Raw genomic sequence first — 25,078 nt, 5'->3', positions numbered from 1 at the left:
ATCGGGGTTGCGTCGCAATGGAGTTCAGCCAACTCGACAGAGGACATCCGCTGTGAGCGCACCGAGCGAAGCCTCCTCCGATCCCGCACCGGTTCATCATCGAGTGGCGGTCGCGCCCAGGGTGTTCTGGCCATCGGCCATTGTGGTGACGGCATTCACCGTGTACGCCATCGTCTTTCGCGATCTCGCCGCCCGGCAGGCGAAAGCATTGCAGGACAATGTGATCGGCAGTTTCGGCTGGTATTACATCGTCATTGTGACACTGTTCGTGGTGTTCGCCATCTGGCTCGGACTGGGCCGCTTCGGCGATATCCACCTCGGCGAGGACGGCGAGAAGGCCGAATACTCCATGGGCGCTTGGCTTTCCATGCTGTTCGCGGCGGGCATGGGTATCGGCCTGGTTTTCTGGGGTGTGGCCGAACCGCTGTTCCACTACGACGATCCGCGGCCGGGTGTAGGGTCCACCAACGCGCAGCGCGCCGATGCCGCCATGGTTCAGACATTTCTACATTGGGGAATTCACCCATGGGCAATCTATGTGGTGGTGGGACTGGCCATCGCGTACTCGATTCATCGCAAGGGACGCCCGGTATCGATTCGCTGGTCGCTGGAATCGCTTATGGGCGACCGTATTCGGGGCTGGCGCGGTGATGTCATCGATGTGGTCGCGGTGATCGGCACCGTCTTCGGTGTGGCAACCTCGCTGGGGCTGGGCATTCTGCAGATCTCGGCCGGATTGAATTTCCAAGGCTGGCTGCATGAACCGGGTAAGGGCCTGCAGGTGGTGCTGATCATCGGGGTCACCGCACTGGCCACCATTTCGGTGATGACCGGGGTGGACAAGGGCATCAAACTGCTGTCGCAGGCGAATATGGGCGCGGCCGGAATGCTGCTGCTGTATGTGCTGATCGCCGGGCCGACGCTGTTCATTGTCAATGATCTGATTCAGAATATCGGCTCGTATATCCAGCAGTTGCCGAAGATCAGCCTGTATACCGGTGCGACGGAAGGTCCGACGGGCACCGCGTGGACGATGCAGTGGACCGTCTTCTATTGGGGCTGGTGGATCTCCTGGGCCCCGTTCGTCGGCGTCTTCATCGCCAGGATTTCGCGCGGCCGCACCGTACGAGAGTTCGTCGCCGGGGTACTGCTGGTGCCGACCCTGCTGACCTTCGTCTGGTTCGCGGTCTTCGGCGGTGCGGGCCTGCATCGCGAAATGTTCGGTGGCGGTGGACTTATCGGCCCGGACGGACCCGATCGTGACAGTGCGCTGTTCGCCGTGCTGAACACCCTGCCGGGCGGCAGCCTCACCGCGGGCCTGGCGATTCTGGTGATCGTGCTGTTCTTCGTCACCTCGGCGGACTCCGGTGCGCTGGTGGTGAACATGCTCTCCTCGGGCGGAAACCCGGAGCCGCCCAAATGGAGTCGCGCCTTCTGGACCTGCATGCAGGGTGCGGTCGCGATCGCGCTGCTGGTGGCCAGCGGTACCGGCACCGCAGCCCTCACCACCCTGCAGACCGTCGCGATTCTGATCGCCCTGCCGTTCAGCGTCGTCATGCTGGCCATGTGCTGGGCGCTGGTCCGCACCTTCAAGGCCGAACGCGGCTGATCGGATCACAATCCGGCCGTGAGTGTGACGGGTGTCGATGGGGGTATGCCGTGTTCAAAACATGGCGCACCCTGCCCTTAGACTTCGACGCAGAAGATTACGAATTCATCTCGGATTGGATATTCCTGCGTCATGCTCAAGGGTTTCAAAGACTTCCTGATGAGGGGCAATGTCATCGACCTCGCGGTCGCGGTGGTCATGGGTACCGCCTTCACCGCGATCGTCACCTCGATCACCAAGGGGCTGATCGAGCCGCTACTGGCGACCCTCGGCGGCAATAGCGAATTCGGTCTGGGATTCCAGATTCTGGGTAGCAAGCCGTCGACGTTCGTGGCCCTGGGCCCGATCATCAGCGCCTGCATCAACTTCGTGACGGTGGCCGCCGTCCTGTACTTCGTGCTGATTCTGCCGATGAATCACCTCAAGGCCCGGCTGTCCAAGCCGACCGCGGTCAAGGCCGATCCGACCGAGTTGGAGCTGCTGACCGAGATCCGTGACCTGCTCGCCAAGCAGCGCGCCGATCAGGGCGACTCACTGAACAAGTAGGTCGTCGCCCGCTTCGACAGGCTTGTGCGACACGCCGAGTCGGTACAGTCCGCGCAGGTCGTAGGTGTGAGTGGCGATCGCGCCCAGCAGAATTCCGAGGGTGAGTCCGAGGACGGTCATCCACAGCCCGGTGCCCAGCCCGGCCGCGAGATGCCCGTCGAAGAACAGCAGGGACCGCACCGCCAGGTAGATCTGATGCATGGGTTCGAAATTCGCCAGGAAGCCGATGTAGCGCGGCGTCGCCTCGATGGGAATGCTGCCCGAGGAGGACGGCAGGCCGAGCACCACGAACACGATCATATTGATGAGCAGACCCGCGGTGCCGAAGGCGGCGAGCACCGAAAGACCGGTCACCGCAACGGCGGTAATGGCGAGCGCACCGTAGAGGAACAGCGGCAGCGGGTGCTCGATCGGCATATCCAAGATCTTGGCGATAGCAAGGAACACGCCCGAGGCGATGGGCGCGGTCACCGCCGCCATGGCCCACTTCACCAGCAGCGTGCGCCAGCGCGAGATGGCGACCGGCGCGATATGCCGGTACCAGGGCCCGTATTCGGCGGGCACATAGCCGAGCACATTGTCGACCATGGCGTGAATGATCATGGCCCCGCTGAAGCCCACGAACAGCAGGATGAGCGTGTAGAAGAAGGCCGACAGTCCCTGGCCGGTGCCCTCGGGCAGCGGGCGGAACGGGCTCACCACCACATCGATGGGCTTGGCCAGTTGCAATCGCGCGGCACCGCTCAGCTCGGTCGGCGCGGCCCCCGGCGCGGGGGCGAGCTTGGTTTTGACCTGCGCGGTGAGCTGGGTGCCGACGGTCGTATTGACCTGTGCCATGGCCCGATCCGAGATGCGCTGCACGATCGAGGCGGCGTAGGTGCTGGCGCGCGGATTGGTGTGCACGGTGATCACCGGCCGCTCCACATCGCCGGGCACCACCGAGGCGGCGGCCAGAATGCTGAGCCGCTTGGTGAAGTCGCTGGGAATGACGATCTCGCCGTAGACCTTGCCGTCGGCGAGCTCGCGCTGTGCCTCGCTGATGCCGATCACGTGCAGGTCGATCTTGTCGGCGGGGATCTGCTCGGTCAGCGCATCGGTGATCTGGTCGCCGATATTGACGGGCTTGCCGTCGAGGATGTCGCCATCGTCCTGATTGACCAGGGCAATGGGGAAATCGTGCAGGTTCTTCTCCGGATCGGAGGTGTACCCGAGGTACATGGTGCCCAGCAGTGCGGCCAGGAGCGTGATCACGAAGATCGGCGCGATCCAGCCGCGCAGCGGAACGCCGGGCTTGCTCGCGCCCGAAACCTCCGAGGGCGCGGGATCTTTCGGCACTGGCTCACTCCATTCGATGCGGACACGATGAAAGTCTTCCGCAAATGTAGGCACCGACAACAAAGTAGTCAATGACAACATCCCGGAGTGTGTCCGATATCCTGCAGTCACCATGTCCGTCACCAGTTCGCGCTCCTATCACCACGGCGATCTCCGAGCCGAACTCCTGCGCCGCGCCGAGGCCCTGCTGCGCCGCACCGGAGTCGATGGGCTGTCATTGCGGCAGCTCGCCCGCGATACCGGCGTCAGTCACGCCGCGCCGAGCCGGCACTTCCGGGATAAGCAGGCACTACTGGACGCGCTCGCGGTGGCCGGCTTCGAGCGGCTGGGCGCCTCGTTCGAAAAGGCCGCGGCCACAGGCACATTGCTGGAGCGCATCACCGCGGTGGCACGGGCCTATCTGCAATTCGCCATCGACAATCACGCGCTGCTGGCGGTCATGTTCGCGCGCAAGCAGCAGCAGACCCCGGACATGGTGGCGGCCGTCGCACAGGCGCTGGCCATGCCGGTGGCCATGATCAGGGACGGGCAGCAGCGGGGTGAGGTGGTCGCGGGCGATCCGCGGCGAATCTGCCTGTCGGCCATGGCCGCATTGCAGGGACTGGCCACCTTCGTGGGTTCGGGTTTCATTGCCGCCGATGATGCGGACAGCCTGTTTGAAGAGACCGTGACCCACATGTTGGACGGTTTGCGTCCTCGCCGCTGAATTCCGGGCACCGCACCGTTACCTTTGGTGCGGACAATCGCATGGCGACAACCGAGGGCTGGCAGTGACAATCGAGGACGGGCTGTGACCATCGCGGGCAGGCAGTACGGCGGGCGCGCCGTCACCGAGCGCAAGGCGGAGCGGCGACAGCGGTTTCTCGACGCCGCCATCCACATCTTCGGCGAGCGTGGCTACGCCAACTGTTCCCTCGCCGATGTCTGTGCCGCCGCCGCACTCTCCAAGCGGCAGTTCTACGAGGAGTTCGCCACCCGCGAGGATGTACTGGTCGCCGCCTACGACCAGATCCAGGACGAGGCCGCCGCGGCGCTGGCGAGCGCGCTCGCCGGGCTCGGCCCCGATCCCGATCCGATCGAAACCGTCACCCTGGTGCTGTCCGCCTTTCTGAGCTCGGTCGGTTCGGACCCGCATCGGGCCAAGGTCGCCTTCGTGGAGGTGGTCGGTGTCAGCCAGGCCATGGAGGAACACCGCCGCGCCCGCCGGCACACCTGGATCGATGTCATTCGCAAGGCCCTGGAACCACTCGCCGGACCGGGTGCGCGCATTCGCGGCAACCCGGAGATGGCGGGCAGCGCACTGATCGGCGCGATCAACGGCCTGACCCACGAGTGGCTGCTGTCGAACCCGCACCCACCCGTCAGCGACCTGGTGAACATGCTTGTGCCAGTAGCGGTTTCGCTCATCATCCGAGACTGAACAAACCCTGCCGCCCGAGCCGCCATGCCCACCCCTCACATCAGCTGGCGCATGAAGTAGGTGTATTCGAGGGCGTTGGTGTGGGCCTTCTCGTCGTTATTGGCTCCGGCACCGTGCCCACCCTGGGTGGCCTCGTAGAAGAAGTACGGGTCACCCCGCGCCGATAGTCGGGCGGCGAATTTGCGCGCGTGCTGTGGGCCGACCCGGTCGTCCTTGGAGGTGGTCCAGACGAATGGCTCCGGATACTTCACGCCCGACTTCAAATGCGCGTAGGGCGAGATGGATTCGAGGAAGGCCCGTTCGTCCGGCACCGCCATGGACCCGTACTCGCCCACCCAGGACGCGCCCGCCGCGATCTGCTCGTACCGCTCCATATCCAGCAGCGGCACCTGAATATCCACCGCGCTCCACAGCTCCGGATGCTGGGTGAACTCCACACCCATGAGCAGTCCACCATTGGAGCCGCCCTGTATCCCGAGATGCCGTGGTGTGGTGATGCCGCGTGCGATGAGATCATCCGCCACGGCGGTGAAGTCGTCGAAAGCCTTCTGCCGCTTGGTCTTCAATGCCGCGTCATGCCAGGCCGGCCCGTACTCGCCACCGCCGCGAATATTGGCGATGACATAGGCCCCGCCCTTCTCCAGCCAGGATTTACCCAGCAGCCCGTTGTAACCGGGTGTGGAGGAGGACCCGAATCCGCCGTACGCGTACACGATGGTCGGCGTAGTGCCGTCGTACTTCATATCGGCCGCGTGCACGATGAAGTACGGCACCTTGGTGCCGTCCGCTGACGCGGTCTTCAACTGCTCCACCACGAAGCGCGACGAATCGAACCGCGCCGGTGCGGATTTCACCGGAACCAGACGGCCATCGGCGGCATTCAGACTCCACAGCGTGGACGGCGTGAGCGGTGAGGTGACCGAGAGATACGCGTTCTCACCACGCGAATCCGCGTCCACCGCATAGACGGTCGCATTGTCCGGCAGTGGCACCGGCGCGCCCGTCCAGGTGCCGTCGGGCTGTGGGGTGTAGACGGTGGCGCGGCCCTTCACGTCATAAAGCGAGGTCACCACTGCATGACCTCGGGTGGTCATGACCGATTGGAACGCCTCCTGCGGACCGGGGACGTACACCACCGTGGCGTGCGGATTATCCGGATGTTTCGCCAGGTCATCGGCGTCGAGTGAGATGAGCGAACCGGATTGGAAGGTGGCGCCGCCCACGGTCCAGTCGTCGCGCAGCGCGACCAGCACCCGATTGCCGATCATGCCTTCCAGCTCGGATTTCGGTGGCAGCGCCAACCGCACCGGCTTACCGTCGACGATCAGATTGAACTGGGCTTCGAAGAAGGAGGGGCGGCGCACCACCATGCTCACCCGGTGACCATTGTCGCTGTCCAGCACCATCGGTGCGGTGCCGAGCCCATCGGCCGGATCGCCGCGCAGCACCTCGGTGGCCTCTTGCAGGGGTTGCCCGCGATGCCAGGTCTTGACGATGTACGGATAACCCGAGGCGGTCTTTTCCCCCGGCAGCCATTCCCGCGATACCAGCAGCGTGTCGTCGTCCGCCCAGGAGACGTACTGCTTACCGCGTTCGAGGTCGAACCCGCCGGGCACGAATTGCCCGGTGCCACGGTCGAATTCGCGCACGGTGACCGCGTCCTCACCACCCTCGGAGAGGTTCACCAGACAGCGGGTACCGCGGTCGGGGGCACAGTTCATGCCCTCCCACACCCAGTTCCGGCCCTCGGCGGCGGCCAGTGCGTCGAGGTCGAGCACGGTCTTCCACTGTGGTTGCGGTGCTTCGTAATCGGCGATGCCGGTCTCGCGCCAGATGCCGCGCTTATGCTCGCCGTCCTGCCAGAAATTGCCGATCGCGCCATCGCGGAACTCCGGCACGGGCAGCCGGTCCGGCGCGTTGGCGAGCGTGGTGGCCTGCGCGAGATTGTCCGCGTAGTGCGGATCCTTCTCCAGAACTCCCAGGGTTTTGGCATTCTCGTCCGCGACCCAGGACTGCACGCGCGGACTGTCCAACTCCTCCAGCCATCGGAATTGATCACCCGATGCGCCGGACCCGCCACACCCCACCACGACTATGGCGACTGCCGCGATTATCGCAACGCGCCAACCGAATCCGATTCCCACACGAGCCATGAATCCCCCGTTTCATGATCATGCCTTCGCCCCGGGCGAAGCGCCGACCTGCAGATTACCCTGCCGGACCGACACATTCACGGGTGAGATCGGCGCAGCGGGATCGGTCCCGAATCTGTCGGTGTGATGCGGCATGATCGCCGGGTATGACGATGACCGGCGATCAACTGCGACGGCTCGAGGCCGCCATGGTGGATGGCAGGCGCTGGCGGGCGTCCGCGCATCGCGCCGTGATCATCGATCATCCGGAGCTGGGAAAGTTGGCGCGACGACTGGTGTGGGCGAGCTTCGCCGCCGACGGCACGGTGATCGAATCATTCCGGCTCGATCAGGATGGTGTGCCGGTCGATGCGCGGGACGAGGCATTGGAGCTACCCGACGACGCGCTCATCGGCGTGGCGCATCCGGTGCAGCTGGGCCAGGCCCTCGATCGCTGGCACGCAGTGTTCGCCAATTCCGAACTGTCGCAACCGTTCGAGCAGTTGGAGCGCGCGGTATACCGATTCACTCCGGCGGAGGCGGCCTCGAATGAATTGCCGCGCTTCGTGGATCGCGAGGTGCCCACGCGCAGGCTGTACGGGCTGCGACAGCACGGCTGGGAGCTGGGCTATGACGCGCTGTATCGCAGCTTCGGGCTGAAGCAGCGGGTCGTTGTCGAGCTCGATCCCGGTATTCATGGCGGCTACAGCTATGAGGCCGAGCAGCAGGTGATTGTCGCGGTGCGCTGCGAAGGCGGCGATTTCGGCGGGCTCGACGCCCTCGCCGCCTCCGAACTACTACGTCAGCTGGAGCGATTGGCGGCGTGAGCTCCGGCGCGGCGGCCGAAGAACGAGCCCGCGCCGAGTTGGGTGCCGCTGGCATAACCCTTGCCGTCCTGCGCCAGGGTCGATGCGGTGGCACCGGCCGCGTACAGACCGGGAATGGGTGATCCGTTGTCGCGCAGCACTTCTCCGTCCACGGAGGTGCACAGGCCGCCGAGGGTGAAGCCCGCGTAGAACGCCTTGCCCAGGGTCAGGTCGAACGCACCCCAGGGACCTTTGTCCTGCGGGGCCAGCCAGTCGGGGTACTTGTGGAAGTCGGGATCCTCGCCGCGCGCGGCATGCTCGTTGTACCGGTCGAGGGTGGATCGCAGTGCCTGGTAAGGAATTCCGAGCGCCTCGGCCATCTCCTCGACGGTCTCCCAGCCGTCGATGAAGGGGGCGAGCGGGAACATCGGCCGATCCATATGTTCGGAGTCGACGATCAAATACGCTGCCGCGCCAGGCTGTTCGAGCACGAAGGCGGAGGTACGCGCATGGTAGGAGTCCTCGGCGACGAAGCGCTCACCCTGCTGGTTCACAATGATTCCGGTGAGCAGGGTCGCCGGCGGGTATACGGGCGCGGTAACGAACGCCTGGTTCATATTCCGGGTCGCGCCACCGGCCGCCGTGCCGAGCCGCAGACCGGTGCCGTCGTCATAGGTGGTCCCCAGGACGAACGGTTTCTCGGCCAGCCAAGGCACGTGCTCGGCGACCATTTCGGTATTCATGACGAAGCCACCGGTGGCGAGCACGACCGAATTCGCTTTCACCGCACCGGTCTCGCCGGGCCTGCGCCAGCGCACGCCTACGATGCCGCCGTCGGGATCGGCGACCAGATCGGTCACCCCGGTCTCGTACCAGACCTCGACGCCCAGCGCCACGGCCCGCTTGACCAGCAGTTCGATCACGAGCGCCGCGCCCTGGGTGTCCCCCGGGACCGGCACCTTGTGCCCGCGCGGTGCGGGCACGGCCTGGTCACGGTACGGCCAGACCTTCTCGTTACCGGTGTACATCAGCCCTTCGGTACCGGGCTGGATGACCGCCTTCTCGGGGTAGTAGCTGCGCTCGAATTGGAAGCCGAGCCCTTCGAGCCAGTCGAAGTGCGCGATGCTGCCGTCGCAGTAGGCGCGAATCTTGTCCGGCTCCGGATCGCGTGCGACGGAGAGCAGGTACTTGTACATTTCCTCGGCCGAATCCTGTTGCCCCGTGGCCTTTTGCACCGCCGTGCCGCCACCGAGGTAGAAGTGCCCGCCTGCCAGCGCGGTGGTGCCACCGGCCACGGCGGCGCGCTCCAGGATCAGTACGCGCGCGCCCCGGGCGGCCGCCTCGACCGCAGTGCAGCCGCCCGCGATGCCGAATCCGGCGACCACCACATCGAATTCGCCGGTCCACTCGGTAACCGACTCCACCGCAACGACTTCCGGTGCTTTCGTGCTCACAGCGCACCCTTCTTGATCTGTTCGAAGAACTTCCGCATATTCGGGCCGACCTCGGCGAGTTCGATGTATGGCACGCCGGCCGCGGCCCCGTCGAGGTAGGCGAAGCGCATCTGCCCGCCCATATTTCCCTGCTGTACGACGTCGACGCCCTGTACGGCAGCGTCTTTCAGGGTGGCGTCGAAGTCGTCGGGCTCCAGGCAGAGGTGATGCAGGCCGGGGCCGCCGCGCGCCAGAAATTCGGTGTAGATGGAGTCGCCGCGTACCGGCTGGATCAGCTCCAATTGCATATCACCGTTGTAGGAGAGCGAGATGTGCGCGGTGAAGTCCGCGGGCTCACCCCGGTAGGTGCAGGTGTCCGGTCCGAAGTGGATGTCCGGCATGCGGGTCCACCGCTGCGCGCCCAGCGTGGCGCCCAGGAACTGTTCACTCTGCGCCACATCGGTGACGACCCACGCGATCTGGGTTATCGATCCTGTCGACAGCATTGTCGTATTCACTCCTCCGTGCCGCTTCTCGCGAGCGTAACCCGTATCGGCGATGGTGACCCGGGCAAAACGGAAGGCCCGGTCGGTAGGACCGGGCCTTCCGAGCAGCGCCGAATTATGTGGCGGCAGCAGGTTGTGCGGCGGCGGATTGTGCCATGACCTGCCGCATCCGCTTGACGGTGCGGGCAGTGATCACCATGAGCGAGCCGATGGTGGCGACCATGAGCACGCTGGACAGCCACGCCATGGTGCTGATCGGCAACTGGTAGGCGAGCACCACGCGCACCGCGGCTTCACCGAAAAGCCCCGCGCCCCACAGGATCGCCATACTCCGGTGGGTGCGCCGCACGGAAGCATCGGTCCGATAGGACTTCTCGACCTCGGCGAGCCGCTCCGGAGCCCCGGCCAGCGCCTTGCGAATCGCGGCGTAGGTGAGCGGTTTGCGCAGTACCGCGCTGATCAGGAAGGCGAGCCCGATACCGGCGGTGCCGACCGAGTCCCGCACGATCATGATGCGCGGATCCCCGCTGATCACCGCGCCGATCAGGCCGATGACGAAGCCGACGAGCACGATCGCGGCAATGGGATCGAGTCTGCGCGCCCGGATGGCCGGGATCAGCACGGTCACCGCCGAGGCCACCGCACCGGCCAGCAATGCGACGAAATCGGAGTACCCCAGCCAATGCAGGCCGAAGTAGGCGGCCATCGGAATCGCGATATCGCGGGCGACGGACAGGAGCATGCGCCGCATTCCCGGACGCCGGCCCGGCTCCGGAGCGATGGTCCCGGTGGTTTCGATGGCGGTCATAGCGGCTGCTCCCCTGGTTCGATTCGACTGTGCGCTACCGGAAATGACGCTACGGAGCCAACGGTCCGATCGAATCTGCCAACCATCACGACCCGGGCATGACTACTGTCATGCCCCGGCCGGACGCGGACGCTACGCGTGCGCGGATTCGGCCTCGTGAATATGGCCGATGAGGCTGGTCAGGGCCTTGGGCAGGCGTGGGCTGCCGGTGGCAAGCAGGTCCAGGCCGCTCTCGTGGATGGCATGTGTCATAGCCTGGTAGCTGTTCAGGCCACGGCGGGTGGGGAATACCAGCACGCGGCGGCGGTCGGTGTCGTCGACCCGGCGGTGGACCAGATTGTCGGAGATCATCGCGTCGATCAGCCGGGTCAGGCTGGCCCCCGTCAGCAGGGTGGCCTCGGCGAGCTGTGACATGGAGCGACCTTCACCGGCGGCGACCGCGTTCAGCACATGCCAGCGGCCCACGGAGTTCTCGCCGATACAGGCCGCTATCGCGCGATCCAATTCCTGGGCTGCCAGGCGCACCAGTCGAGCCAACTCCGCCAGCGCGGCCGGGGCAGTGCTATTGTCCACCACAGCACTATATACAACGCCGTATGGTAAAGATTCAAATGGAAATATACGGTGGAGATTTCCATGGGCCACTTCAATTCTCGCGATAGCCGTGCGACGGTGGATATCGCGCTGGTCATTCCACTGAGCGGTCCCGCGGGTATGTTCGGGCCGTCCTCGGAGGCATGCGCCACCCTCGCGGTCGAGGACATCAATGCCATGGGCGGCATTCTGGATCGCCCGGTTCGCCTGCACCCCATCGATTCCGGTGCGCCGCTGGCGCAATTGGCCTCGCAGATCGGGCGATTGGTCGATCGCGGTGAGATCGACGGTGTGGTCGGCTGGCATCTCTCCAATGCGCGCAAGGTCATCACCCCGCGCACCGCGGGCCGAGTTCCCTACGTGTACACCACTTTCTACGAGGGTGGTGAGGATTCCGACGGCGTCTACATGGTCGGTGAGACACCCGATCAGCAGCTGTTCCCCGCACTGCGCTGGATGCGCGCGGAGTTCGGTATCCGACGCTGGTGCGTGATCGGCAACGACTACGTGTGGCCGCGTGAAACGTCCCGCGCCACAAGGGAGTTCACCGCCGGAACCGATATCGAGATTGTCGGCGAGAGCTATGTTCCGCTGGGCAGCCGTCGTTTCACTCGCGCGCTGGAGCTCATCCGGCACTCCCCCGCGCAGGGTGTGCTGCTGTTCATGGTCGGCTCGGATTGCGCGGCCTTCAATCGCGCCTTCGCCCGCGCCGGTCTCGACGACGGTCGGCTACGCCTGTCCATGATGATCGGCGAGGACGTGTTGTATGCGGGCGGCCCGGACAGTACGCGCGGATTGCATACCGCCTCAGGCTATTTCGAGAGTGTGATCAGTCCGGAGGGGATGGACTTCGGCAGCCGGTACGTGCGGCGCTTCGGCAGCTACGCTCCGGCGCTGAACAATATCGGCGAATCCTGTTATGAGGGCATGCTTTTGTTCGCCTCGCTGGCGGAGGCGGCTCGTAGCCTGGACCCGCATCTCATCGAAAGGCATGCGGCGCAGGTCAGTTATGACGGGCCCAGGGGTGAGGTGCGGGTGCGTGGCGCGCATACAACGCAGCCCGTCTTCCTTGCCGATGCCGATGTCCTGGAATTCAGTGTGCTGGCGGAGCTCGACGGTTGACGAGTGTGCACTCATGGCGGCGAACCCGGCAAATCGCCGCCATGAGTGCACGTTCGCCGGTCAGCTCACGGGCTGAACCAGCCCGAGCCGCGCGGCGTCCGTGGTGTCCGCGTAGGTTGCGGACTGGCACTGCTCATGGCAGTTCCTGGTGAGAGTGCAGGTGAGCGATGAGATAGGCCCACCGTGGAAGGGGCAGTCGTGCACCATATCCGGGAGTTCGTAGCGCTTGCCGTCGACCACATCCAGTAGCGTCTGGCCCGCCCAGAGCGGTTCCTTCTCGATCTCCTCGCGCAGCGGATTCGGCCGCGCCAGATAGTATTTGCCACCCGTGGCCAGGGCGATCACCGGTGTCAGCACCAGCGAGATGGCCAGCGCGAGGTATGGCGACCACGCCTCGAGGAAGTCACCGAAGGCCCCGAAGTAGGCAACGATCGAGACCGCCGAACCGGCCAGCATGGAGCCGAAGCCGACCGGATTGATCGGGTACAGGTACGCCCGCTTGAACTCGATATACGGCGGGCTGATCTTCAGAATCCCCTTGTTGATCACCAGATCTGCCACGATCGCACCCACCCAGGCGATGGCCACATTGGAGTAGAACCCGAGGATGGTGTTCAGCACCGAGAACATGTTCGAGAGCATGAGGGTGAGCGCGATGGCGATGTGCAGCACCAGCCAAACCACTCGGCCGGGATGGACGTGCAGGACCCGGCTGAAGAAGTTGGACCAGGACAGCGAGCCCGAATACGCGTTGGTCACATTGATTTTGATCTGCGACAGCAGCACCATGACGGTCGCGATGGTGAGTGCGGCGGCGTGATTGTGGATCATGGAACCGTAACTGCCCAGGAACATTTCGATGGGTTCGGTGGCGCGGGCGAAGCCGACCTGTCCGGCCACGTAGAACGCCAGGAACGCGCCGCACAGCTGTTTGGCCGCACCGAGAATCACCCAGCCGGGTCCGGCCGCGAGGACGGCGGCCCACCAGCGCAGGGGTGGCGTCTCGGACTTCTCCGGCATGAAGCGCAGGTAGTCGACCTGTTCGCCGATCTGCGCGATGAGCGAAAGTGCCACACCCGCACCGGCTCCCACCGCTATCGCGCTGATGCGTTCGCTACCGCCATTGCCGGACCAGGACAGGAAACCGGTGAAGCCGTCCGGATCGCTGACGGCGATCATGACCAGGGGCGCGGCGAACAGGATGAGCCAGAGCGGCTGCGTCCACACCTGGAATTTCGCCAGCGCCGACATGCCGTACAGCACAAGGGGAATGATGATCAGTGAGCCGATCAGATAGCCCAGGGGCAGTGGTAGATGGAAGGTGAGCTTCATGGCCTGCGCCATGATGGCGCCCTCCAGGGCGAAGAAGATGAAGCAGAAGCTGGCGTAGATGAGGCTGGTCAGGGTGGAGCCGAAGTAGCCGAAACCCGCTCCGCGCGTGAGCAAGTCCATATCCAGGTTGTATTTGGCGGCGTAGTAGGCGATGGGGATGCCGGTCAGGAAGATGGTCACGGCGGCGACCAGGATGGCGACCACCGCGCTGGCCGCACCGTGTGTCACCGCGATGGACGCGCCGATCGAGTAGTCGGCCAGATACGCGATACCGCCGAGGGCGGCGATGGAGCAGGCCATCGGGCTCCAGCGGCGAAAGGACTTGGGCGCGTAGCGCAGTGAGTAGTCCTCGATATTGTCCTTGGCCGCCCAGTTCTGGAAGCGGGCCCATCGGGTCTGCGGTGGGGAATCGGCCTGTCCGGCCGGAGCGGTGGTGCTCATCGGGTCTCCTAGCTGAATCGCCGCGGCTGGGGCTGGCGGGTCGCGGCGAAACAAGACGCTAGGTGCATTATTTTCAGATGGCGATAACCCAAATGAAAATTAACCGGCGCGATACGCGCAGCTTTCGTCGTAATACGAAGTTCACCCTGCGGTTTCGCTGCGGAGACACGAACGGCTTTGTATCGTCTCCGTACGGAATAGGTTCGTTTGAAACTAAATGAGGTAAGTGAGCGTGCCCCTCTATCAGTTCCACTGTCGCGACTGCGGCAGCTTCGATCGCAGCTTCACCATGGCGGCGGTGCCCGATACAACCGGCTGCCCGGAGTGTGCGGGCAGTAGTCGGCGCCAGGTGGGCGGTGGCGCGTTCGTGCGCCCCGGATCGGCCACCACCCGGCTCATCGATGCCACCCGGCGCACCGCGAGCGAGCCCGCCGTGGTGGGTGCGCCGGCCGGTCGGTCGAACGCACCGGTCACCCGGAATCCCTTGCACCGCAAGCTTCCCCGTCCCTGATACCGAAGGAGGGCTGTCATGCCCGAGTTGTTGTTCCCCCTGGATTCCCGCAAGAAGTTCACCGAGCAGCAGTTCGTGGGACACAACCGGTGGCATCCGGATATTCCCGCGCCGGTGACGGTCAAGCCCGGCGACGAGTTCCGGGTGCATGTGCGTGAGTGGTTCGACGGCGCGATCCACAATGACGACTCCGCCGAGGACGTGCTGAACGCACCGCTGAGCACCGTGCATTGTCTTTCCGGACCGTTCGCGGTCGAGGGCGCTCAACCCGGTGACCTGCTGATTGTCGACATTCTCGATATCGGCCCCATCCCACAGGAGGATTCGGGTCCGCTCGCCGGTCAGGGCTGGGGCTATACCGGCATCTTCGCGACCGACAATGGCGGCGGTTTCCTCACCGAGCATTTCCCGGACGCGTACAAGGCGATCTGGGATTTCAGCGGCCACACCGCATCGTCCCGGCATGTGCCCGGGGTGAAGTTCACCGGCATCATGCATCCCGGGCTGATGGGCACCGCGCCGTCGGCGGCGCTGCTGTCCAAGTGGAATGCCCGCGAAGGCGCGCTGATCGCCACCGATCCGCTGCGCGTCCCGCCGCTGGCGCTGCCGCCGGAGCCGCGAGACGCCATTCTCGGCTCGCTGTCCGGTAGCGAATTCGACCGTGCCGCAGCCGAAGCCGCGCGTACCGCGCCCCCGCGTGAGAACGGCGGCAACCAGGACATCAAGAACCTGACCCGCGGCAGCCGCGTCTTCTACCCCGTCTTCGTGGACGGCGCGAAGCTCTCGGTCGGCGATCTGCACTTCTCCCAGGGCGACGGCGAGATCACCTTCTGCGGCGCGATCGAAATGGGCGGCTTCATCGACCTGCGCGTAGACCTGATCAAGAACGGCATGGAGCTCTACGGCGTCAGCGAGAACGCCATCTTCATGCCCGGCAACGAAGGCCCCAATTACACCGAATACCTGGCCTTCTCAGGCACCTCGGTCACCCTGTCCGGCGAACAGCGCTACCTCGACTCCCAACTCTCCTTCGAACGAGCCTGCCTGCACGCCATCGACTACCTCACCAAATTCGGCTACAGCCCCGAACAGGCATACCTCCTGCTCGGCGCAGCCCCCATCGAGGGCCGCTTCTCCGGCGTAGTCGATATCCCGAATTCCTGTGCCACCGTCTACATCCCCACCGCCATCTTCGATTTCCCCATAGCCCCCACCGCCTCCGGCCCCGCCCGCATCGATCCAGGCATGGGAGCCCCCCGCGCCACCCGATGAAGTCTCCTGGAAGACAGCGGATCCCGCGCGTCTACCGGCTGCCACGTCGCTTCTGGTAGACGCTCTTCAGACCCGCTCCCGCACGCTTTCCCGCGGACGCGACCACCCGCTGCGCCTGCTGCCCCGAATCCGAGGCGATCGCTTCGCGAGCAGCACGCGCGGTGCGGTGACCGACATTCCGGCCGATCTCACGCGCCTGCACAATCCGTTCGGAGTCTCGAATCTGTTGCAGCTGAACGGTATCCATGATGACCGGGAGTTGCATCTGCTCCTTGGCCGCGTCCCAGGTCTTGCGATAAAGCTCGGTACCCACGACCGCCGTGCCGGCGAAACGGTCGACCAGGGAACGGTGGCTCGCGCCGAGTAGCGCAAAGGCGTTCGCCGCCAACAGCACGAGCGCGGTCAGCCAGAGCAAGAAGGACAGGAAGAAACTACCGGCCAGCAACGCGATACACGCGAAGGAGTAGATTCCGACATCGGTCATCGTGCCGGCGAATGCTCGCCGCGCCGCCTGCCACCGGCCGAGGTGGTCCCGCTCACCACGCACCGACCGCACCCGCAGATCCAGCAGCATCTTGCCGAAAGTTCGTCCCTTCCAAGCCAATCCGACGAATTGATAGGCGAAGGTCGCCACGATCAGCGCGCCGAATGCCTCGATGATCAGGACCAGTACGCCGTGAACGACGTCCAATCCGAAGGTCTTTCCCGCGCCGCCCCAATCCCCGTTCGATTGGAGCACATCCCACACGCCGGTCCCGGTCAGTTCGGCCCAGCCGGACAGGTAGTCGGTGATCCGATAATGGGTCACCACCCCCAATAGCACCGCGAAGGTGGTGATCAGCGCGAAGTCGACTGCCCACGCAGCCACTCTCCGCCCCGTCGGAACCGTCTCGCCGGACGCCAGGTTCCCGGCCATGCGCACTCACCTCAACCGAATCGACGCGCCCCGACTGCCGGATGTGCACCGGCAATTCCCGCGCCCTGCAATTGTTCTGCTGACATTCCGTGCGGCGCAGTCGACCGATCAAATGACAGTTGGTGCCCCGGTTGTCACCGAATCCCGGATACTTGGCCGGCTACAGCGGTCGATTCGAGTGAGACACCCTTCGAGGGAGGTGACTACGTCTACCAAACCGTGATCGCCGCCCGACCGCACCGATTCTCGCCAGCGCGCCGACATTCGGGTACCGTCCGAATGACCTATACAACGAGTTGCATACGAGGTGGCGATGAACTCCTTCCGTAATGCCGTCGAAGCCCGCGACAGCCAGGCCCTCGAGGACCTGCTCGCCGACGATGTCGTCTTCATCAGCCCGGTCGCGTACAAGCCGTATCCGGGCAAGGCGATCACCGCGGCCATCCTGCGCGGCGTGATGCGGGTCTTCGAGGAATTCCGATACGTCCGCGAGATCGCCGACGGGCCCGAACACGCACTGCTGTTCGAGGCCACGGTGGATGGAAAACAGCTCAGCGGCTGCGATTTCCTGAAGTTCGACACGGACGGCAAGATCACCGAACTCATGGTGATGGTCCGCCCGCTGTCGGGGGCCAATGCGCTCGCCGCGGCCATGGGTGCGCAGTTCGAGCAGATTCAGCGCGAGGCGACCGAGCAGATCGCGCGCGAGGCGATCGGCTGAGCATGCACGAAAAGTAGTGCGCGCGTTGGGATCACCCCCAAATCAGGCCCGGCGCTCGGGGATCTGCTCGAGCGCCCAGCGCGCCCACTCCTGATTCATGGCGGCGAAGCGTTCGCCCCACTCCATCGCCATGCGGCCGTACACGGACAGGTCGCTGTCATCCCAGTCGACGGCCTCGCCGAGGGTCCGCAGATGCTGCGCGACCTTCGTGTACTCCTCGTCGACCGCGCCCAGGTAAGCGCGCGCCTGCACCCGGCTGGCCAGGCCGAGGAAGAAGACCCGCAACAGCATTTCATTGCGCGGCACGCGTTTCGGCATGGTCTCGGTGAGCCAGTGTTGCAGCTGCGCCAGGCCGTCGTCGGTAATGCTGTACTCCTTGCGCCCGCGCGCGCCCTCATCGGAGACCTTGATGAGTTCGGCATCGGCGAGCTTGGTGAGTTCGGTGTAGATCTGACTCTGCGTGGCGGGCCAGACCTGGCCGAGCGAGATCTTGAACCGTCCCAGCAGGTCATAGCCACTGGACGGCTCTTGGGCCACCAGGCCCAGAAGTGCGTACCGAAGACTCATGAGCATCATCGTACATTCCACTATTGACAGGTCGAACCCAGAGGTTCTAACTTCGACATGTCACAATTGGAATGTCAGACCGAGGAGCTTTCGAAGATGTCCTACTTGCGCACCTTCGCCCCCTGGATCGTCTACGCGGTGATCCCCTCCGAATACTGGAAGTGGGCCGCGCTCATCGCCTTCGGTATCTCGGCCGCCACCGTCGTACGGCAGACCCGCGCGGGGCAGGCCCTCGACGCCCAGATCATCGATATCGGCTCCGGAGTGTTCTTCGCGGCGCTGACCATCCTGGCCTTCGTGGACCCGGATACCGCGCTGCGCCCCTACTCGCCCGCGCTCTCCTCGGGAGTGCTGGCGTTGATCGCGGGAGTCTCACTGGCACTGCGCAATCCGTTCACCCTGCCGATCGCCAAGCAGAGCACTCCGCGCGAACTCTGGGACCATCCCGGCTTCATTCGCACCAGCTATGTCATCACCTCGGTGTGGACCGCGAGCTTCGCCATCGGCTGTGTGGCGCTCACCCTGCTGGCGCACATGTCCGGACCGCGCACCATCGCACAGATCGCCGCCTTCGTGATTCCGGTGGTCTTCACCATCCGCTATGTGGCCTATGTCCAGGCCAAGGCACAGAAGGCTGATCTGGCATGAACATGACGCCGCCGCACCTGACCGGTAACTACGCTCCCGTCACCGAAGAGCTGACCGCACAGGAACTTTCGGTCACCGGACAGGTTCCGCCCGAACTCTCCGGCTGGTATCTGCGCAATGGGCCCAATCCGCATGACGCGGCGTCCGGGCACTGGTTTCTCGGTGACGGAATGGTGCACGGTGTCCGGCTGGAGCACGGGCGCGCCGTCGCCTACCGCAATCGGTGGGTGCGCACCCGCACCTTCACCGACGGCGCGCGCGGATACAGCGAGGACGGGACCCGGGATTTGACCGCGGGCGTTGCCAATACGCATGTGATCCGGCATGCCGGGCGGACCCTGGCACTGGTCGAGGCGTCGTACCCGTACGAATTGACTCCCGAACTCGATACCGTCGGACCCTACGATTTCGACGGCGCGCTACACACCGCCATGACCGCGCATCCCAAAACCTGCCCGCGCACAGGCGAATTGCACTTCTTCGGCTATGCGGTGGTGAGCGAGCCGTACCTCACCTATCACCGGGCCGATGCCAGCGGGAAGCTGTTGCTGAGCCGGCCGATCGAGGTACCCGCCGCGACCATGCACCACGACTTCGCCTTGACCGGCGAGCATGTCATATTCATGGATCTGCCTGTGGTTTTCGATCTGGAGACCGCCACGGCCGGTGGCAGTATGCCGTTCCGGTGGCGCGACGACTATCAGGCCCGCCTCGGTGTACTGCGTCGCGACGACCCGTACGGCGCCATCGCCTGGTTCCCGATCGACCCCTGCTATGTCTTCCACACCCTCAACGCCTTCGACGAACCCGGGCGGGTGGTGCTGTACGCCATGCGCTACCCCGAACTGTGGCGCGCCGGCTCGGGCTCCTTCACCGATGCGACGCTGTGGCGCTGGACCCTCGACCTCAGCACCGGGGCGGTCCGTGAGGACCAAATCGATGACCGCCCAGCCGAATTCCCGCGCGTCGACGACCGGCTCATCGGCCTCGACGCGCGCTTCGGGCACGCCACGGTCTCGGCTCGATCCCGGCTGACCGGTGACGGCGGGGCGCTGGTGCGCTACGACCTGCACACCGGTGCTCGCACCGCGCACGAATTCGGGACCGGCCGGGTTCCCGCCGAGGCCGTCTTCGCGCCCGCCGACGAAAACCCCAGCGGCAGGGGGTATCTCATGACCTATGTCTACGACCATGCCACCGATCGCAGCGATCTGGTGATCCTCGACGCCGAGGATCTCTCAGCCGAGCCGATCGCGAATATCCATCTGCCGCAGCGTGTTCCGTACGGCTTCCACGGCAGCTGGCTCCCCGACCTCTGAGGGTGCGGGTTACGCGCTGCCGCTGAAGATCCCGCCCTTACAGGTAAGACCCGATTCCCCGCTCAAACTGATGGCCGAACCGGAGGTCACGCACTTTTGCGGACCACCGTCGACGGACCCCGTCGCAATACCCGTCGGAGACAACGCGGAACCGGTCTCCAAACCATCGGCCACCAGTTCCGTGCGGGTCGCTCCGCCGCCCGCCGCCGCGAAAAACACGCTCACCACCGCAACACCCTCGGCGAGCAATAGTCCGGCACGGGACACCGACATGAAGTTCTCCTGTTCACGCACGCCGACTGATCATCCGCGTGCGCGAACTGTACCCGAGCCCGCCGCTTCACCGTCCGGCTCCGAGCTGTGAATTCCCTTCGAACACCGGGTCGCCGCGATGATTCGATCCACCCGTCCCGCGCCTGGGTCGCGAACTCTGGAATATCTCTCAGCCCGCTGCACCGGCCTGCCCTCCACCGACCGAGTCGGCATCGATACCACGAATCTGCCTGCGGCCGTCGATTATTCACCGATGCCAAGCCTGATTCCCAGACCCGGCGTGCGGTCAGGAATCGCGGCGGGCTCGGGCTCGGCGTTTGCCCTCGTGCATGGCTTGGACGCGGGCGACGGGGATGGTGTGGCCCTCCGCGATGAGGTCTGTGGGGAGGGTTTGTACGGCGGGCATGTGCTCGGCCCACGGGTCGCGGTCGGCGAGTTCCTTTGTGGCGGTGCGGATTGTGAAGTCGCGGGGGTGGATCTGAGGTAGGTCGGCCCAAGCGATCGGGAAGGACACCGTGGTTCCGAGCCGGATGCGCGGGCTGTAGGCGGCGACCACCGTGGCACCGCCCGCACGGGTGGAGTCGAGAAATACTTTGCCGCCCCGGTCTTCTCGAATGAAGGCGGTGGTGGCCAGGGCCGGGTCGAGGCGTTCGGCGCGGGCGGCGATGGCTCGTGTCGCGGCGGCGGCATCCTCGATATCCACGCCCTGCACGGGGACGAAGATGTGAACGCCCTTGGCACCACTGGTTTTCACCGCGCCCGCGAGTCCATCATCGGCCAGGGCTCGCCGAACCAATTCGGCCGCACCCACCACCTGCGAGAAGGGCTGCTCCGGAGCGGGGTCGATATCGAGCACGAGATGTGTTGGCCCACCGGAATAATCGGCCAGATTCGCCGCGAGCAAAAGCGTCACATGGTATTCGACCGCCCGCTGGTTCCCGAACCACAACAGTGTCCGCACATCATCGCAAATCGCATACGACACTTCACGTTTCGAGCTCCCCGCCCACATGGTCGCCCGCTGCACCCACTCCGGCGTGTACTTCGGCAAATTCTTCTGCATGAACGGCTCCTGCCCCGGCCGCACCCGCATCACCGACAACGGCCGCCCCCGCAACCCCCGAACGAGCCGCTCCCCCACCGCCTCGAGGTAATCGATCAACTCCCCTTTGGTCGCGTCCGCCCCGTCGAACAGCGCACTGTCCAAACTGCTGAACTTCAACCCATCCCGAACCCCATCGCCCATCAGCCCACCCTGCGCCCACCGCCACCCCGCGTCAAGCACCTCGACCGCGAGGGTGCACCCATGGCGGCGAAAGCCGGGGAATGCCGCCGTGGGTGCACACTCGCGAGGATTACATGGGTGGGAGAGCCTCGCCCTGCACCAACTCGATGTCGAGTTCGACTTGGATGGTGGCGCCTACCGCGGCGATCCCGGCGCGGATCACCGCGTTGTAGTCGATGGCGAAATCCTCTCGGTGCAGGAGGGTTTCGGCGTGGAAGGCCATGCGGTTGCCGCCCCAGGAGTCGGGGCCGTGGCCGCCGTAGGTGACGGCCAGGTCCACGGGGCGGGCGTGGCCGTGCAGGGCCAGTTCGCCCGGCATCACCCAGGTGTCGCCGCCGGTGCGGCGGAAACCGTTGCCGGCGAAGGTGATCAGGGGGAAGTGTTCTACGTCCAGGAAGTCGGCGGAGCGAAGGTGGTCGTCGCGCATGGTCACACCGGTGTCGACGGCGGCGGCCTTGATTTCGGCGTATCCCGTTGACTTCTCGAAGGTTCCGGCGATCTCCAGGCGACCGCCGACCTCGGCGAATCGCGCTCTGATACCCGCTATGCCGAGATGGCGGGCGGTGACCAGGACAGTCGAATGGGCTGGATCGATCGTCCACGGCCCCGGCGGCGGCATGGTCACCGCTCCCGCCTCGGCTTGCAGGCGGATCTCGCCGAGCTGGCCACCGCCCGTCGCCGAGATGCGGGCGAGCTGCGCCACCGGCTGATGGCCGGGTGCTGTGATGACCGCGGTGTGCGTGCCCGGCGGCAGCGGTTCGGTGGCCGCCATCCCGTTGAGATCGGTGGTCGCGCGGGCCAGCTGCCGTCCGGTCAGGTCGGTGACGGTCAGGATGGCACCCGGCACCGGCCAGCCCGCCGAACCGCGAATCCGGGCGGTGAGACCACTCATGACAGCTCCGTCGACCATTCGGCGGGGTCACCCGACTGCTCGGCGTCGTCGTAGCCGAGGTGCATATCGTGATCGCTCTCGCCACCGGAAAGCTGCACCTGGCTGGTGACCGGCGGATAGCCGCGGGCGATAACGGTGTAGCCGCCTTCATCGAGATCGGTGACCGTGTAACGACCGTTCTCATCGGTGCGAGCGGTGCCGATCGGAGTGCCGTGCTGGTCGAGCACCGTGATCGAGGCGTCCGGCACCGCGCGGCCGTCCGCCCACACCTTGCCGGTCAGCTTGGCCATCGGGGTGAGCTCGAGGTCGAAACTCAGCAGGCCACTGTCGGGCACCACCACCGCGGTCGCGGTCGGGCGCATCTGCGCCGCCGCCGCGACCAGCGTGTACGCCCCGGCCACCACACCGTGGCAGAGGTAGCCGCCGTCGGTCCCGGTGACGGCCGCCCCGACCACTTCACCGCGCGGATCGGTGAGCGTAATGCTCGCTCCCGCAAGCGGTTCGCCGCGACCGGTGATGCGGACCGTGCCGGACAGCTCGCCCGCGCCCTGCAGGATGAGGTCCCGCTGCTGCGGCTGACTGTCGACGGTGACATTCACCGCGGTCGGCAGATGCCCGGCCGCCGATACGATCAGCACATAGCTGCCACGCGCGGGCGGATCGATGCGGTATCCACCGTCGCCGTCACCGCTGGTACGCGAAACCTGGTGTCCGCTTTGATCGATCAGCGTCACCGCGGCATCGGGGATGGGACGTCCGTCCTCACGCTGCACCCGCCCACCGATGGAGCGCGCCGCACCGGCCGCGCTGACCACGGGCAGCGTGGTGGTCGTCGCCATCGCGCCGACCGATGCTGCGACCAGCCCATTGGTGTGTCCGTTGCTTTCAGCCGTATGCCGTTCCGCCAGTACGGGTTCCGGCTGGGAGATGACTGCGGCAGCGCCCTCCCACACCTGGTCTTCCGCCCACTCCGCCTCGGCCGCCGGCACCGGATCGCCGGTCTCGGACGGGGCGGGCGCGGCGGCCTCCTGCAGGGGAATCTCCTTCATGAACAGCAACACGATGCAGGCCAGCAGCGCCACCCCGGCCGCCACCCAGAACACGCCGTGCATGGCATTGGTGAAGCCGATCAGGATGGGATCGCGCACCTGCGCCGGAAGTGCCGCGATACCAGCGGTATTGGACTGCACACTGTCGAGTTTGGAGGTGTCGAAGCCGGGCGGCAGATGTCCGCCGAATGCGTCGACGATCTTGTTCGGCAGCAGGTTGAACAGAATGGTCAGGAAGACCGCCACCCCGAGCGTGCCGCCGACCTGCCGGAAGAACGTCGCCGACGCGGTCGACACACCCATATCCGAACGCGGACCGGCATTTTGGACCGCGATGATCAGCGTCTGCATACAGCCGCCGAGCCCGAGCCCGATAATGCCGCTGTACAGCAGCGGCTGCCACAGCGAACTGTCGAAGTGCACGGTCGCGTACAGCGCGGCACCGCAGGTGATGATGAACGTACCCATCACCGGCAGAATCTTGTATCGCCCGGTGCGTTTGGTGACCTGCCCGGAGATGAGCGATCCGGTCATGATGCCCGCCACCAGCGGCAGCATCATCAGTCCGGCCTTGGTCGGTGAGAACCCGCGCACCACTTGCAGATACAGCGGCACCATCGAAATCGCGCCGAACATGGCGATACCGACAATGAACCCGCCGATAATGCAGACGGTGAAGGTCGAATTCCTGAACAGCCGCAACGGAATCAGCGCCGCGTCCTGCATCAGGTACTCGACGCCCAGGAACAGCACCAGCCCGACCGCGCCGATCACGTAGCACAGGATCGCCCGGCCCGAATCCCAGCCCCAGCCGCGCCCCTGTTCGGCGACGATCAGCAGCGGCACCACGCAAATGGAAAGTGCCACAGCGCCACCCCAGTCGACGCGCAACTGCCGCCGTTCCTGCGGCAGATTCAGCACCTTCGCGACGACAACCAGTGCGATCACGCCGACCGGCACGTTCACCAGGAACACCCAGCGCCAGCCCTCGATCCCCCAGAGCTGATCGAAGCCGGAGAACCAGCCGCCCAGCACCGGCCCGAGCACGGTGGCCATACCGAAGACCATCATGAAATAGCCCTGGTACCTGGACCTTTCACGCGGCGGGACGATATCGCCGACAATGGTCATGGCCAGCGACATCAGCCCGCCCGCGCCCAAACCCTGGAAGGCGCGGAACCCGGCCAGCTGATACATCGAGGTGGCGAAAGTACATGCCGCCGAGCCGATGACGAATATCGCGATCGCGGTGAGGAAGAACTGCTTCCGCCCGTAGATATCGGCCAGCTTGCCGTACAGCGGAGTGCTGATGGTGGCCGTGATCAGGTAAGCCGTTGTGGCCCAAGCCTGTTGATCGAAGCCGTGCAGGCTGTTGGCGATCTTGACGATCGCCACGCTCACAATGTTCTGGTCGAGGGCGGCCAGGAATATGCCCAGCAGCAGACCGGAGAGAATGGTGAGGATCTGGCGATGTGACAGTTGCGGCGGTGCATCCGCCTGCACTTGCGGCGACGCCTCGATTGTCGCACTGGTCATAGTCC

The 25,078-nt window shown here is 65.2% G+C and carries 24 protein-coding genes; 11 read left to right on the top strand and 13 right to left on the bottom strand.

The features are described from left to right. The first annotated feature begins 52 nt into the window (after positions 1-52). Both GFY24_RS11770 and mscL read left to right on the top strand, forming a co-directional pair. Complete coding sequence (locus tag GFY24_RS11770; protein ID WP_309230744.1) at positions 53-1,609, top strand: BCCT family transporter; 1,557 nt, start codon at positions 53-55, stop codon at positions 1,607-1,609. Positions 1,610-1,741: 132 nt separating this feature from the next. Continuing rightward, a complete protein-coding gene (gene mscL / locus GFY24_RS11765; protein ID WP_153805025.1) occupies positions 1,742-2,155 on the top strand; it encodes a large conductance mechanosensitive channel protein MscL in 414 nt (137 codons plus the stop codon). Here mscL and GFY24_RS11760 read toward each other — a convergent pair. After that, positions 2,141-3,490 carry an ABC transporter permease gene (locus GFY24_RS11760; RefSeq protein WP_309230743.1) on the bottom strand — a complete coding sequence of 450 codons (1,350 nt, stop codon included), beginning with the start codon at positions 3,488-3,490 and terminating at the stop codon, positions 2,141-2,143. The genes mscL and GFY24_RS11760 overlap by 15 nt on opposite strands. 112 nt (positions 3,491-3,602) lie before the next feature. Between GFY24_RS11760 and GFY24_RS11755 the strand changes: the two genes are divergently transcribed. Beyond that, a complete protein-coding gene (locus GFY24_RS11755) occupies positions 3,603-4,196 on the top strand; it encodes a TetR/AcrR family transcriptional regulator (protein ID WP_153805023.1) in 594 nt (197 codons plus the stop codon). A gap of 84 nt (positions 4,197-4,280) precedes the next feature. Continuing rightward, complete coding sequence (locus tag GFY24_RS11750; RefSeq protein ID WP_309230742.1) at positions 4,281-4,910, top strand: TetR/AcrR family transcriptional regulator; 630 nt, start codon at positions 4,281-4,283, stop codon at positions 4,908-4,910. Positions 4,911-4,945: 35 nt separating this feature from the next. On the opposite strand, the gene GFY24_RS11745 is transcribed toward GFY24_RS11750, so the two are convergent. Next, positions 4,946-7,063 (bottom strand): prolyl oligopeptidase family protein, encoded by a 2,118-nt coding sequence (locus tag GFY24_RS11745; protein ID WP_153805021.1) that lies wholly within the window; start codon positions 7,061-7,063, stop codon positions 4,946-4,948. Between the two features lie 146 nt (positions 7,064-7,209). On the opposite strand from GFY24_RS11745, the gene GFY24_RS11740 reads away from it, so the two are divergent. Beyond that, positions 7,210-7,869: a DUF4132 domain-containing protein gene (locus tag GFY24_RS11740; RefSeq protein WP_153805020.1), complete on the top strand. Its 660-nt coding sequence runs from the start codon at positions 7,210-7,212 to the stop codon at positions 7,867-7,869. Here the strand turns inward: GFY24_RS11740 and GFY24_RS11735 are convergent. From GFY24_RS11735 to GFY24_RS11720, 4 genes are all read right to left on the bottom strand, one after another. Further along, a complete protein-coding gene (locus GFY24_RS11735) occupies positions 7,845-9,302 on the bottom strand; it encodes an FAD-binding protein (protein ID WP_309230741.1) in 1,458 nt (485 codons plus the stop codon). The genes GFY24_RS11740 and GFY24_RS11735 overlap by 25 nt on opposite strands. Then, positions 9,299-9,787, bottom strand: coding sequence for a VOC family protein (locus GFY24_RS11730; protein WP_153805019.1), 489 nt, complete (start codon positions 9,785-9,787; stop codon positions 9,299-9,301). Before GFY24_RS11730 ends, GFY24_RS11735 begins: the two co-directional genes overlap by 4 nt. Positions 9,788-9,902: 115 nt before the next feature. Beyond that, entirely contained in the window at positions 9,903-10,595 is a 693-nt protein-coding gene (locus GFY24_RS11725) for a VC0807 family protein (RefSeq protein WP_153805018.1), read from the bottom strand. A gap of 132 nt (positions 10,596-10,727) precedes the next feature. Beyond that, a complete protein-coding gene (locus GFY24_RS11720; protein ID WP_309230740.1) occupies positions 10,728-11,168 on the bottom strand; it encodes a MarR family winged helix-turn-helix transcriptional regulator in 441 nt (146 codons plus the stop codon). Between the two features lie 51 nt (positions 11,169-11,219). On the opposite strand from GFY24_RS11720, the gene GFY24_RS11715 reads away from it, so the two are divergent. Beyond that, positions 11,220-12,311 (top strand): substrate-binding domain-containing protein, encoded by a 1,092-nt coding sequence (locus GFY24_RS11715; protein ID WP_309230739.1) that lies wholly within the window; start codon positions 11,220-11,222, stop codon positions 12,309-12,311. Positions 12,312-12,371: 60 nt separating this feature from the next. Here the strand turns inward: GFY24_RS11715 and GFY24_RS11710 are convergent, their stop codons facing one another. Continuing rightward, positions 12,372-14,084, bottom strand: coding sequence for a cytosine permease (locus tag GFY24_RS11710; RefSeq protein WP_153805017.1), 1,713 nt, complete (start codon positions 14,082-14,084; stop codon positions 12,372-12,374). 289 nt (positions 14,085-14,373) lie between these two features. Between GFY24_RS11710 and GFY24_RS11705 the strand changes: the two genes are divergently transcribed. Beyond that, on the top strand, positions 14,374-14,595 hold the full coding sequence (locus GFY24_RS11705; RefSeq protein ID WP_255458645.1) for a zinc ribbon domain-containing protein: 222 nt from the start codon (positions 14,374-14,376) through the stop codon (positions 14,593-14,595). 18 nt (positions 14,596-14,613) lie between these two features. Next, positions 14,614-15,867, top strand: a complete 1,254-nt coding sequence (gene fmdA / locus GFY24_RS11700) for a formamidase (RefSeq protein ID WP_153805016.1) — start codon at positions 14,614-14,616, stop codon at positions 15,865-15,867. Between the two features lie 31 nt (positions 15,868-15,898). On the opposite strand, the gene GFY24_RS11695 is transcribed toward fmdA, so the two are convergent. After that, complete coding sequence (locus GFY24_RS11695) at positions 15,899-16,783, bottom strand: RDD family protein (protein ID WP_153805015.1); 885 nt, start codon at positions 16,781-16,783, stop codon at positions 15,899-15,901. 313 nt (positions 16,784-17,096) lie between these two features. Between GFY24_RS11695 and GFY24_RS11690 the strand changes: the two genes are divergently transcribed. Then, complete coding sequence (locus GFY24_RS11690; protein WP_153805014.1) at positions 17,097-17,504, top strand: nuclear transport factor 2 family protein; 408 nt, start codon at positions 17,097-17,099, stop codon at positions 17,502-17,504. Between the two features lie 42 nt (positions 17,505-17,546). Here the strand turns inward: GFY24_RS11690 and GFY24_RS11685 are convergent, their stop codons facing one another. Beyond that, positions 17,547-18,071, bottom strand: coding sequence for a PadR family transcriptional regulator (locus tag GFY24_RS11685; RefSeq protein WP_153805013.1), 525 nt, complete (start codon positions 18,069-18,071; stop codon positions 17,547-17,549). Positions 18,072-18,167: 96 nt separating this feature from the next. On the opposite strand from GFY24_RS11685, the gene GFY24_RS11680 reads away from it, so the two are divergent. Then, positions 18,168-18,719: a hypothetical protein gene (locus GFY24_RS11680; protein WP_153805012.1), complete on the top strand. Its 552-nt coding sequence runs from the start codon at positions 18,168-18,170 to the stop codon at positions 18,717-18,719. Continuing rightward, a complete protein-coding gene (locus GFY24_RS11675; protein ID WP_228566197.1) occupies positions 18,716-20,038 on the top strand; it encodes a carotenoid oxygenase family protein in 1,323 nt (440 codons plus the stop codon). The genes GFY24_RS11680 and GFY24_RS11675 overlap by 4 nt, the downstream gene beginning before the upstream one ends. A 9-nt stretch (positions 20,039-20,047) precedes the next feature. Here GFY24_RS11675 and GFY24_RS11670 read toward each other — a convergent pair whose 3' ends face one another. The 4 genes from GFY24_RS11670 to GFY24_RS11655 form a co-directional block, all read right to left on the bottom strand. Continuing rightward, positions 20,048-20,332 (bottom strand): hypothetical protein, encoded by a 285-nt coding sequence (locus GFY24_RS11670; protein ID WP_153805011.1) that lies wholly within the window; start codon positions 20,330-20,332, stop codon positions 20,048-20,050. Between the two features lie 265 nt (positions 20,333-20,597). Next, positions 20,598-21,557, bottom strand: coding sequence for a DNA polymerase domain-containing protein (locus tag GFY24_RS11665; RefSeq protein WP_153805010.1), 960 nt, complete (start codon positions 21,555-21,557; stop codon positions 20,598-20,600). A 109-nt stretch (positions 21,558-21,666) separates the two neighbouring features. Beyond that, entirely contained in the window at positions 21,667-22,488 is an 822-nt protein-coding gene (locus GFY24_RS11660) for a YceI family protein (protein WP_153805009.1), read from the bottom strand. Beyond that, a complete protein-coding gene (locus tag GFY24_RS11655; protein ID WP_153805008.1) occupies positions 22,485-25,073 on the bottom strand; it encodes an MFS transporter in 2,589 nt (862 codons plus the stop codon). Before GFY24_RS11655 ends, GFY24_RS11660 begins: the two co-directional genes overlap by 4 nt. Between the last annotated feature and the right edge of the window lie 5 nt (positions 25,074-25,078).

Source organism: Nocardia sp. SYP-A9097, from assembly GCF_009649815.1.
Lineage (GTDB): Bacteria > Actinomycetota > Actinomycetes > Mycobacteriales > Mycobacteriaceae > Nocardia.
This window is presented reverse-complemented; position numbering and strand designations above follow the sequence as displayed.